General features: G+C 59.0%; 9 protein-coding genes and 2 pseudogenes. 7 read left to right on the top strand and 4 right to left on the bottom strand.

From position 1 onward, the window contains the following. The coding region (locus tag Q2M23_RS11350; RefSeq protein WP_316395595.1) for a Ulp1 family isopeptidase at positions 1-951 on the top strand (951 nt) is incomplete at its 5' end. A gap of 14 nt (positions 952-965) precedes the next feature. Here Q2M23_RS11350 and Q2M23_RS11345 read toward each other — a convergent pair. Then, positions 966-1,490, bottom strand: a pseudogene (locus tag Q2M23_RS11345) (transposase); the annotation flags it as partial. A 253-nt stretch (positions 1,491-1,743) separates the two neighbouring features. Beyond that, positions 1,744-1,989 carry a hypothetical protein gene (locus tag Q2M23_RS11340; RefSeq protein ID WP_316395594.1) on the bottom strand — a complete coding sequence of 82 codons (246 nt, stop codon included), beginning with the start codon at positions 1,987-1,989 and terminating at the stop codon, positions 1,744-1,746. A 155-nt stretch (positions 1,990-2,144) separates the two neighbouring features. Between Q2M23_RS11340 and Q2M23_RS11335 the strand changes: the two genes are divergently transcribed. Then, positions 2,145-2,408 (top strand): S1/P1 nuclease, encoded by a 264-nt coding sequence (locus tag Q2M23_RS11335; RefSeq protein WP_316395593.1) that lies wholly within the window; start codon positions 2,145-2,147, stop codon positions 2,406-2,408. A 377-nt stretch (positions 2,409-2,785) separates the two neighbouring features. On the opposite strand, the gene Q2M23_RS43980 is transcribed toward Q2M23_RS11335, so the two are convergent. Then, entirely contained in the window at positions 2,786-3,052 is a 267-nt protein-coding gene (locus Q2M23_RS43980; RefSeq protein WP_410469718.1) for a hypothetical protein, read from the bottom strand. Between the two features lie 73 nt (positions 3,053-3,125). On the opposite strand from Q2M23_RS43980, the pseudogene Q2M23_RS11325 reads away from it, so the two are divergent. The 5 genes and pseudogenes from Q2M23_RS11325 to Q2M23_RS11305 form a co-directional block, all read left to right on the top strand. Further along, positions 3,126-3,342 (top strand): annotated as a pseudogene (locus Q2M23_RS11325) (IS21 family transposase); the annotation flags it as partial. A 198-nt stretch (positions 3,343-3,540) separates the two neighbouring features. Further along, positions 3,541-4,292 (top strand): IS5 family transposase gene (locus Q2M23_RS11320; RefSeq protein WP_316395591.1). Its coding sequence is split into 2 segments (ribosomal slippage): positions 3,541-3,871 and positions 3,871-4,292, totalling 753 coding nucleotides; the frame shifts between segments, so codons are not numbered across the junction. A 287-nt stretch (positions 4,293-4,579) separates the two neighbouring features. After that, the gene (locus tag Q2M23_RS11315; protein WP_316395589.1) at positions 4,580-5,149 is read left to right on the top strand and encodes a YopT-type cysteine protease domain-containing protein; all 570 of its coding nucleotides are present in this window, start codon (positions 4,580-4,582) and stop codon (positions 5,147-5,149) included. Positions 5,150-5,844: 695 nt separating this feature from the next. After that, positions 5,845-6,147, top strand: coding sequence for an HU family DNA-binding protein (locus Q2M23_RS11310; protein ID WP_316395588.1), 303 nt, complete (start codon positions 5,845-5,847; stop codon positions 6,145-6,147). Positions 6,148-8,637: 2,490 nt separating this feature from the next. Further along, positions 8,638-9,363, top strand: coding sequence for a LuxR family transcriptional regulator (locus tag Q2M23_RS11305; protein ID WP_316395587.1), 726 nt, complete (start codon positions 8,638-8,640; stop codon positions 9,361-9,363). Between the two features lie 747 nt (positions 9,364-10,110). On the opposite strand, the gene Q2M23_RS11300 is transcribed toward Q2M23_RS11305, so the two are convergent. Further along, positions 10,111-11,168 (bottom strand): reverse transcriptase domain-containing protein (locus Q2M23_RS11300; RefSeq protein WP_316395586.1); only part of this gene is annotated, 1,058 nt, incomplete at its 5' end.

Raw genomic sequence — 11,168 nt, 5'->3', positions numbered from 1 at the left:
CCGTACACGCCGCAGCAGATGCGTGACGATGCTCAGTCAGCGCCGGTGCTCAGCCCTGCCGGTAAACCCGCGTTCTTCGTCGGGCGGTCGTCGGGCGTACCTCAGGAGCTTGAGAACATCGGACACCGAGTCGACGCGGATTGGCAGGATGGCCGCCAGCCGGTGCCGGATTTCTTACGCGATGTCCTGGATAACATCGGGGTCCTGCCGACCCAGTTCAGCGGCCCAACCCAGGTCTCCGTCAATGGTGAGACCCGCTCGATCCCATTGGGGCCGCGAGGACGCCGCGGTGCGCAGTTCATCCATTATCCTCGCCCGTCTCCTGTCCCGGGTGCTCAGATGGGCCCCTCGGCTACCGTCGCCTCTTCCGGCCAGCGCAGCGGAGCCGTGCTGGGCCCCACGCAGTGGCTGGGTGACGAGCATATCCAGCGGGACTATGAGCTCCTGGCGCAGGAGTTGCTGCAGAACAATCCGAATCTCGCCGCCCGGACGCGGTTCGTGGATCCCCTGATAGCCCAAATGTTGCGATCCCCCTCCAAGGAGGTAGTCGAACGAGCATTAGGGTGGGTTCGCCCTGATACAGCCGACTTCCTGTTCCTGCCGGTAAGCGATGCCAGCGATACGGATAGACATCAGCGCGGCAGTCACTGGTCGCTGCTGCTGGTTGATCGCCGCAATCGGGGCCGGCCGGTCGGCTATCACTATGACTCCACCCAGGGATACAATGACAGGCCCGCAGCAGAACTCGCAGGACGGCTCGACGCTAACCTGCAACAGGCCCCGATAAGACAGCAGCAAAACGGTTATGACTGCGGCGTCTTTGTCGTGGACGGCACCCGGGAACTTGTTAGGCGATTGGCAGCAAGACGGCCGGACCTGGACCTCAACAATCTTGTCATCAGTCGACCGGCACTGCGGGACCGACTAGGCGCCGGTGTCGGCTTCAGCTGAACAGCGCGCGCGCCCAGGCGGTTCAGCCCCCGGATCGCTGCATGCAGCAGTTTGGCGTCGGTCGGAAAGCTGATGGCCTTCGGTTGCACCGTGGTGTCGATCGTGACCCGCTTGAGGTCTTGGCTGCGTAACGCACCGGCCTCGCGCGCCACCCGAAGGCTCTCGGCCAACAACTGCTCCAGCTTGTCGCCGAGCCGCTTGCGCCAATGGCTCAGATCCGAGCGCTCGTGCGGGAAAACGTGCTGGAAAAACTCTTCGCCAGTAAAGAACTGGAAGTACGGATCGTGGACCCAGCGCTCGCACACTCCCTCATCGGACAGCCCGTAAATGTGCTTGAGCAACAGCAGCCCGATCATGAAGCGGGTCTCGATCCCCAGCTTGCCGTTCTCGCTGTAGAGCGGGGCGATCTCGCCGTCGATCCAGTCCCAGTCGATCTTGCCGGCAAGCTGAACGAGCTCGTGCTTCATGTTGATGATCTGGTCCAGCCGTGCCTGGAACAGATCGTTCGATCCCGTCGTCCTGTGCTTCTTCGGCCGCATCGTCCCTCCGGTGCACCACAGAAGCACGGTTCACAGCGAGGAGGAATCCACAAAGCGAATTTGCAAGGTTTGCGGCCATCAAGCCTCAAATCCCTGCAATCTCAAACGCCGTCAAATCCCAAAAACAGACTCCCGCTCAATCGCTTACAGGCTTGTTCACGGGCGACTACAAAGTGGCTGAGTAGCGAGCGCGGCCTGTTTCCGGAGGGCCACTCTGGATAGCAAAGGCTTTCCTCGCCAAGTTGTAGGTTGCCTAGGCAGGCTTACGCCGCTCGTTCTCAGCCCTATTCGCAGCCTTGAGCCGGCCTTCGATGTAGTCGGAAATGTCGCCGATCTCAGCCCGCAACTCGGCTTCCGAAATACCCTGCCCTTCGGCAGCCTCGACAAGGCGCCGGGTGAGTTCGGCCACGTCCTGCGACGCGCCAACCGTCCGATACTGCTCGACAGCGTGAATGCTGTTCTCAATCCAGAAATCGATAAACTCGCGAGCGTTGCTCACCGTGCCCCCTACGCCGACAGAAGGGCTAGCGTTAGCGCCAGCGAGTAAATGGAGCAAGGCCGCATCAGTTAGCGGAGCCTTGCGTCCGACGCTATCGAAGGCGCTGGGCGTGGGACTGGGATGCCATCTTTGGCGGTTACGCCTCGCCATATCGCATGATCTTCGACGCGGACGACAAGGACGGATTGTCGGGCGTCGGCGTCAGCCCAGCGCAGGCGCAGATCGTCGATCCCGCCGTCTGGGCTCAAGAGAGCGCCGATCTCGCAAAGCAGTTCGCGTACGCGCCGCCGGTCAGTATGCGACGGAACCCGCCCTTCCTGACGCGCGAGTACGAGACCGACGCCAAGAACGTGGCCCGAGCGCGGGCCGCCCTGGCGGGAGCCAGGCTGGCCAATTTGATCGAGACCGCTTTGAAGTAGGCCTTTTTCGCCGGCAACCGGCAAGATAATGGAAGTTCACGCAATGAAAAGATTATTCGCGCAACATCGCTGCTAACCCTTCCCGCCTTCGCAGGGGTGCTCTCGTCCAATTGACGCCCGACCACTGGGGCGCCCGTCTTGTTCGACGCCAGGAAGATCACGGCCGTCGTCGCCCTGTCGACCAGCGAACTTCGCGTCGACGCCGAGACCCCGTCCGACGCCGATTGACAGCCAATCCGCCGGTGGCGGTTTGTCCGCACTCACTGCGGCGCCGATCTGGAAATCATCATGAGGCGCTCGCGACCTCGGATGGAAGATGACGCCAGCCACGACATCAACCCATTCGCGCCGAAGCCGCCAACGATTATCCAAACCCATTAAGCGATTATGCCGCCATCGGCGATGGTTCCGTCGCCGACTACGATGTCCAGATGGTCGTCCTTGCGCCGGCTCAGGGCGGCGTCGCTCACGCTCGCTTCATCCGTCGCATCGGGCTGCGGCGTTGCATCGGATCGGACCGACGGCAGCGCGCGCACGCCGCGGCCTCCCGCGCGTCCAGGCCGGCGCACGCTGGCCTCCCCCGCAGCGTCGCTGCGGTAGCGCCTGGTCGAGGTCTGGTAGTACTGCGCGCGGATGGCCGCCAAGGCCTCGATCGCCGCCCGCAGGCGCGGGAAAGTGTTCTTCCGCCATTACCCGGTGCAGCATGCACGTATGAGGCCGCTCGATCACCGGCTCTGTCACTTCCGGCTGGCGTTCTCCAGCTTCGAGCATGCCATGTCGTGCGCGGCGGCGAAAGCTTCGTCGCTCTGGCCGAGGCTTGCAGAACGCCCCGTGGGCGCTCGGCGGCGTGCTGCGAGGGCATCGCAGCGATAGCCTGTCAATGTCGTTCCGGAATCCGGCAGCCGACGCGCGGGAGGCTCTGACACAGCGCTACGCCGCGCCGCATCAGACATTGTCAGAAGTCCGACAAAGGAACGCTTTCTAAGCTGGACAACAGCTGCCCGTCAGCTCGCCATCAGCTTGTCTGGGTATCCTCGCAGCAGGGCCTAAGCAGCCCGAATTGATGCGTACAGACTAGGGTCTGTTTGGATTCAGGATTCTCATCCTGGCTTGGTTGTGATTCAAGCTTGGGATGGACCGATTCGTGTTGACTGACGCCCAATGGGCGAAGATGGAGCCGCTTTGTCTTGGCAAGCCGGGCGATCCCGGCCGGAGCGGCAATAACAACCGGCTGTTTGTCGAAGCAGTGTTGTGGATTGCCCGCACGGGCAGTCCGTGGCGCGATCTACCGCGCGCCTTCGGCAACTGGATAACCGTGTACACGCGCTTTCGCGACTGGGCGAAGGCGGGCGTCTGGAAGCGTATGTTCGATGCGGTTTCAGACGAGCCGGATATGGAGTACGTCATGGTCGATGCCACCATCGTCAAAGTCCATCGCCACGGACAGGGCGCAAAAGGGGGACGCAAAACCAGGCCATCGGTCGCTCGAAAGGCGGAATGACCACCAAAATCCTGGCACTTACCGACGCGCTCGGCAATCTCGTGCGTTTCGTGCTGCTGCCGGGACAGCGCTTTGACACGGTCGGCGTCCCGCCGCTGATCGAAGGACTGACCTTCGATGCACTGATTGCAGACAAGGCGTTCGACTCAAACGCCATCATTGCCGACCTCGACGTACGCGGCGCCAAGATCGTCATCTCCCAGCACCCGCGGCGCGCAAAACCTCTCGCGATTGACAAGGAAATGTACAAATGGCGGCATCTGATCGAAAACTTCTTCTGCAAGCTCAAGGAATTCAAGCGGATCGCCATGCGAGCCGACAAAACTGACCTCAGCTTCGAAGCAATGATCAATCTCACCGCCGCCGTGACAAATTCAAGATGAATCCAAACAGACCCTAGCGCAGCACAGAAAGGTGAATCGTCATGTATGATCGAATCAGTGGCTCATCCACATGCACTAGACAAGCTGACGAACCGAGTCAGTCGGTTGATAGCGGCAGCTTTACGGAAACACTTGCAGGTCTCGCGCCTCAGTGGAGCTCACAACCGGGGGAGTTGCCTGACAAGATGGGGGCCTGCTGCAGCAAGCCACATACCTCGGATGCAAACGTTCAAACTTCTAGCGCCTCCGACCCCAGTACATCCTCTCCAGAGAGTCCGGCCACCTCCTTGTTTGAATACAGAACAGCCTACCTGCGTGATGCGAATGTGGACGGCATCTGCGTTGGGCTGACTGCGGAGTGGTTCCGCCATCTTAACAACAGCCCATCAACCCGAATGAGTGCGCTCACACCCGGATCGCAAACGCACGCCTCAGCGGCTGAACGGCAGCAGCAATATCAAAATCTCAAGGATCAGTTGCGGAGCAGGGGAGCAGGACCTTCTCAGGCCGACCTTCAGGCACAAAATACCATTTTGGAGGACGCAGGCTTGGAACCGGCTGGAGAAGAGAAGAGATTCGCATTCGGCAAGTCTTCGAACGTCAAGCGCATGGTGAACGAAATCAACGAAGATGGATCGAACCATTTGCTCAGCTTGTATTTCGCCGAAGGCGGCGCACACACGATCGCGACGTCGGCCTCGAATGGAAGGACCACGGTTTTCGACCCTAACTATGGAGAATTTACCGTTCGATCAGATCCGGACCAGATGGCTTCATTGTTACAAAGCCTCGCCAATCGTTACAGGAATCCCAACGGGCAGCATTTATCGACAATCACGACGCAAAGGATGCAATGAGCTAGGCCTTCAGGCCGGTGGTGATTGGCGCCTTCCATGAAGGCACGAATACGTCGCCGGCGGTCGCGGCGTCGGGGGCCAAATCTGCGGCGGATAGCCGGCTGCGTGCCGGCTGGCGAGTGTGCCGGCATCGAAAGCGCGGGCGCCGGCCCCCCGCTATCCATGACGGCCGGCACAAATTGCAATTCTGTTTCGGAATGACCGCCTGCGGTTTCTCTCAACTGACATTCAACGCAACCATAGTTGGATATGCGACACGAACGAAGCGAGGAGCCGGTAGGCCTCTTTCGGCTTGAATTGCTTGTCCGATCGACGCATCGCTTGGTGGCGTCCGAAGCTGCACGGATCTTTTTCGGCCTGACTGCCTTGGACCTCGTCGTTGGTGAGTGCATACAAAAGGCAGCGACAAAAACGAGTTGCGCGGCAAGACATTGGGCTAATGCCTTTCTCCACTATCGATCCCCCGATTGGTGGAAGCGGCGGGCAATATGTGCCGCTTGGCCCAGTCGGTCAGGTGAGACACGACCAAGTTTCTGACGCATGAACCGGCAAAGCGCCGCATACGGAACTGAGCCTTGTGTTTTCGCTTACGATAGCTTTTAAAGCCATCGCTTCCGGAGCCTGTCCAACGGCCTAACAATTTGCACGTTGCCGGGCTCAACGAAAACGTTCTCTGCCTCGTAGAGGATTTCATGATGTCCAAGATGACCAAGAGCCGGCTAATTGACGCGATTGCTGATGGTACCCAGCTTCCCAAAGCTGACGTAAGGGCCGTGATCGAGCGACTGGCGATTATAGGCTACAAAGAACTGCATCAGTGCGGAGAGTTCGTCATTCCCGGCATGGTGAAAATGTCCGTTGTGAGCAAACCCCCTACTGAAGCCCGCATCGGCGTCAATCCTTTCACGAAGGCACCGATGAAGTTCGCGGCGAAGCCGGCTCGCAAATTCGTTAAGGCATCACCGCTCAAGGTCGCTAAAGACGTATTCGCGGCATAGTTCATCCGTGATGTGCCGCGATTAACTTTTCGGGTGGCGGCGCTCCTCCATTAAGGCTGAACTCGGCGGAGGATCATTGTCGCATCACTGAAAAATTGGCTCAGTGCCCGCTCAGTTTTCCAGTTATAATCGAAAACGCGCAGGGACATGTAGGGCGCGGCGCGGGCGAGTGAAGCAGTACCCTCCCGCTCACCCACTGGCGTCAGTGGCGAACCGATTCATGCCCGCGTATTCCAAGCATCAGGCTACACAATAAGTTTTGCTCCGTGTGATGACAGCACGGCTTTGTCGATCTTTGTAGACATTCTCGCGCTTGCCCCTACTTTCGATCGCCTTGCGGTTTGCATGCTCGCTGGCAGACCGGGAGTGGCCGGACAGCAATGAGACCTGCCTAGATTACTCATGCGGACAAAGTCGCTTCCCTGCACGTCTTCGTTCCTCTGCGGCTGCGACCAGTCAACCAAATTTAATCGTGCGGCATCTTGTACCACACATGAACTGGTAACTCGCACATTCAGAAAGCTTGCTCTATGCGTGAGGTAAGATCGTGGTTGCGATCTTGTCCAAGGCACGCCGCGGCCGGTGAATGATCGAACCTGAAGAGGGATCATTCGATGAAACGAGTTGCGTTTTCTGTGGCGGCCGCAGCCGCAGCTCTGATTGGCTTATCTGAAGCAAACGCCGAGTGGACGCATTGCGCCGAACGCGGCCCTTGCCGCACTCCCGTCGTCCCCTGGATCCATGATGGTTGGCAAGGTTCGTTTACTCACCATCGAAGCTTTATCGGTGCACTACCGTGCAGCAACGACGTGTTCGGCGACCCTATCATCGGCTGGAGGGAATGTTTCGTGACAACAAACTGAAAGCACTCCGCCCCGTCTGAGGAGCCTCGCGGCGCATTTGCTGTTAGGCACGATGAGGGCAATCCACTGCAACCGAACGGTCGCTGTCTCGCGGTTCGCGGATACGCAATTGTCGTCGCTGCGTTTTCAGCAGCGGCTCTCGTGGCTTGGTCTAGTCGGTACCCTGGTGATGGGTCAGCGCAAGTCGCCGTGATCAAGCCGCTTGGCGAACAGGTACATCCACTTCACGCCGATGCCGACTTTTAACTGACGGCACTACTCGCACGGACATTGCTATGGAGATGCGGCACTGAGCAAGGCACGTATTGCGACATCGCGCCAGAGTTGCCAGCGTGAGAGCGTGTAGGCTCGCGATTTGTGACAACGAAGTAGGCATTCCTACAAAACAGACCGGGTTCAAACTAAGGCCAGTTTTCCTGCGGTGAGAGCCGACAACGTCACGTCGAACCGCGCCCGCTTGATCAACCGTAGCCAGTCGCGCGGCGCGGTTCATCCGGTTGCCAATCGCACTATTACGCCCGCATTTGCAGGCGGTGGAAGCATCGACCTCACCTCCCCTGGGGCCAGCATCGGCAACCGCGGCGACATTCCTCAACATGAGACATGTCGATTTTTGACGGATGCGCTCCTATCATCTGCCACCGCTCATCCTCGTGCGATGAGGAACGGCTCGGTGCCCGAGCAACTCTCGTGCGCGCAGTGTACAGCCAGATCATCGGAAGAAGCGGACAGACGGTACTTGACCGGGCTGTGAGAGGGGAACGTTACCTTTTCCCGACCGGTTCGAAGAGAAGGCAAGGGCCGCAAGCTACCCTCTTCTTGGTTTGGGCCAACTTATGCCTGGGCTTACGCAAATGGTACGTCGCGTTTTCCTCGAATGTCACCATTACCGCAATGCGTTCGCGATTCTCCGGACCCGACTTGCCGGGAAGCCATTGTTTCCAGCTTGCTTTTTACTAGCCCTGCAGTTGGCACGACAGTTGCTGTGTTAGATTCACGATCTCTCTCCTTTGGAGATGCGCATGCAAGTATCCTCTGGATCAGGCAGCTCTCGCTACTGTGCGTATCTCCCGTTGCACCTTCAGCGCGGGGATCATCTACGTCATGGGTTCTGCATGTGCGCTGGACGTCTCCAACGCACCTGCGCAGGCGTCCGGCCATCATGAAACGGTCACCGTGCTGCTCCCGGGCGCGTCCATGAGACCATCCAAGAAAGCAGCATCAGTGAATCGCTCACGGTCCCGCTCGCAAGGGGAGTAAGAAGAATGACGCTGCTGTTGGGTTCGGCGGCAAATACAGGATTGATGTCGGAACCGTATGGGCCAAGCGGCGCACCGCCTGGTTCACCAGCGCGCTCTCTCTCCACTGAATCCCGAACCGCGACGTTCAGCATCTCGACGAAGAACAGGAACAGAAGCTCCGCTCTTGACGGCACGATTGTGCCGGCACAGCTTGCGGACGGATAACAAACTCCGGGATCGGTGTGACGCAAAGCGACGTGGGCGTCCCTGAGCTCTCATGAAGACAAGAGGTAAGAGTGCAAGCCATGGAACGGAATTTAGCTCCCCCTGGAACAAGCGCCACTCCCCACACTGATAGTCCTGAGTGGGCCCGCAAGGCTACGATCATGAATCTTTTTAGTTTCACCGAATGCGCAAGCCAGACGCATTCGCTCAGAGCGCTGTTCGATCTCCTGGTAAACTGCGCCACGAAGGAGGGATTCAGTGAAGTTGCCTACGGGACGCTTAATTTCGCCGCGCCGCTCCAGCTTAGCGAGTGTCCACCGCCCACAGTGGCTGTGAAGTGGCCACCCGAGTGGTGCGACCGATATTTCAAACGCAAATACCATACCATCGATCCGGTGGTCCGGCGAACACCGACGCTTGCGCAACCGTTCCTTTGGGATCGTCTCGCTGATCACTATCAGCTCCAACCCGACGAAAAACGCGTGCTGGAGGAGGCGAGGGACGCGGGCCTGAAGCATGGGATGAGCGTGCCATTATTTGGTCCATTGGGGCAAGTATCGGTTGTGTCCTTTGCGTCACCCTTCGATGACGCTGATCCTCAGGATCGCATCGGCCATCTAAACACGCTAGCCTGGCACTTTCACATCGCCTATCGCGAGATCGCTCGCCCCTCTAGCAGTGGCGGTGACAAACGGGTTGCACTTTCACGACGCGAGATCTGCTGCCTGCGCTGGGTGAAAGAGGGCAAATCGTCATGGGCAATCGGTAAAATCCTGGGAATCAGCGAGAATACCGTCAATTTTCATATCAAAAACGCTATGCGAAAACTGGGGGCGAGCAGACGGACCCAAGCGGCCTTTACGGCTGATCAACTCAATCTTCTCTGAATTCGTTTAATGGAGTGACTGAGCGACCGGCTAAGATGCTCCGCGATGCTCGTAACAATCTTTGGGCCCCACATGTACGACAGGCCCTTCGACCGGATTTCATCTGGATTCGCGAGAAATGCATAGCAATTGCTCGCGCGAACGCGAGCCCCGCTTGTGTTTACTTCATCATCGCTTCGACCTCTGCTCGAAAAGCTCGGCGCGAGGCATCTCGTGAATAGAACATGTGGCCCCGAAAAAACGCCAAGTTTAACGCGCTGTGCCGAGGGGCGGCTGAGAACCCTGAAGCGCCTCGCGGCAAACGCCGGGACTAAGCACCTAGCTCGCTGCTCCAGACGAAAGAATGCCGACGCGCGTCGGAGCTGCGACTGCGCCATCCGGCTACGAATGCCAGGTGAGTGTCGCCAGGACCACTTGCGAGATCACCGCCGTTTCCATCAGGCGCGGGTCCAATCGCGATGCACACAACTGACACCCCTGCCCTGGAGCGCGGCCGGCTCGATCCCACGTGATTCTGATATTCCTGCGCTCAAGATGGACCGTCGCGTGCCGCCGGCATCGTAGGCGAGCTGATCCTGTCACGCATGGTCAATCCGCGGCCGAGGGCCGACGCGCCTCCAGATTCGATTGCATTGGATGCTTCCCCGAAACCCATTGTCACCGGGTCACCGGAGGCGGTCGCCCGCCCCCGGTTCCCACAGAACGTGGCGTGCGGATTTCCCGCACCGACGCTCTTCGACAGTTGGTTCACAGCACCGCAAGCGCCTGCAGCTCCCGATAAGGAAGGCGCAGCTTAGGCTTCAGCAACGGTGTCCGTTCTTTGATTTGGTTGAAGGCGTCCCAAGTGAGGTGGCCGCCTGCCCAGCTGCGGCTGCGCAGCATTCCGCGCCAGTAACGCTCCACGGCCCGATAAACTTTTACGAGACTCCGGAGATTTCCGGCGACGCCGTAATAGGCATAGTGGCCGCGCAGGACGACGTTGATTTCACCGGCCTGGTCACTGATCTTGTAATGCCGTATTCGCCGCATCAGCTCCTGCAGAGACTTAAGGCTGCGCTTTAGCCGAGATTTCTCGGTGCGCATCCCAACCTTGAAGTTGCCTTTTTGGTTTCGCGTGCAATAGAGCGTCAGACCCAGAAAGTAGATTGTTTCCGGGCGGTTTCTGCCGCGTTTGCCCGCGTGTCTTTGCGCGAACCGACCAAACTCGACCAACTTGGTCTTGGTCGGCTCTAGAGTGAGGCCGAACTTCCCCAACCGAAGACGCAAGGCCTCCTGTACGCGGATGGCGTCCGATCGATATTGGAAGCAGATCACAAAGTCGTCGATATAGCGCACCAGTCGGGCTTCGCCCTGCAACCGACCCTTCACCACGCGTTCGAACCAGAGGTCGAGAACGTAATGTAGGTAGAGGTTGCTCAAAAGTACACTGATCGATCCGCCTTGTGGCGTTCCTTGTTCGCTCGGGTGCACCGCTCCGTCTTCCAAGACGCCCGCTTTCAACCAGCGCCGGATCAAGCTGATCAGGCGCGGATCACCGACTCGATGTTCGACAAACCGGAGGACCCAATCATGATCGAGACTCCCGAAGAAGTTCTTCAAATCCGCCTCCAACACCCAGCTGATCATGCCGCCGGCGATGACCTCATTGAGGGTCGCCAAGGCATGATGGGCGCTGAGCTTCGGCCTGCCGCCGAACGAGCAGGGCAAGAAGTCCTGCTCGTAGATGGTGGACAATACCTCAGCCGTGCTGCGCTGGAGCGCCCGGTCGGAGACAGTTGGAACCCCGAGGGGGCGCTTCTCCGTCT

It is taken from the genome of Bradyrhizobium sp. 33ap4 (assembly GCF_032654765.1).
Taxonomy (GTDB): Bacteria; Pseudomonadota; Alphaproteobacteria; order Rhizobiales; family Xanthobacteraceae; genus Bradyrhizobium; species Bradyrhizobium australafricanum.
Note: the sequence above shows the minus strand (reverse complement) of the source record. Positions and strands in the feature narration are given on the sequence as shown.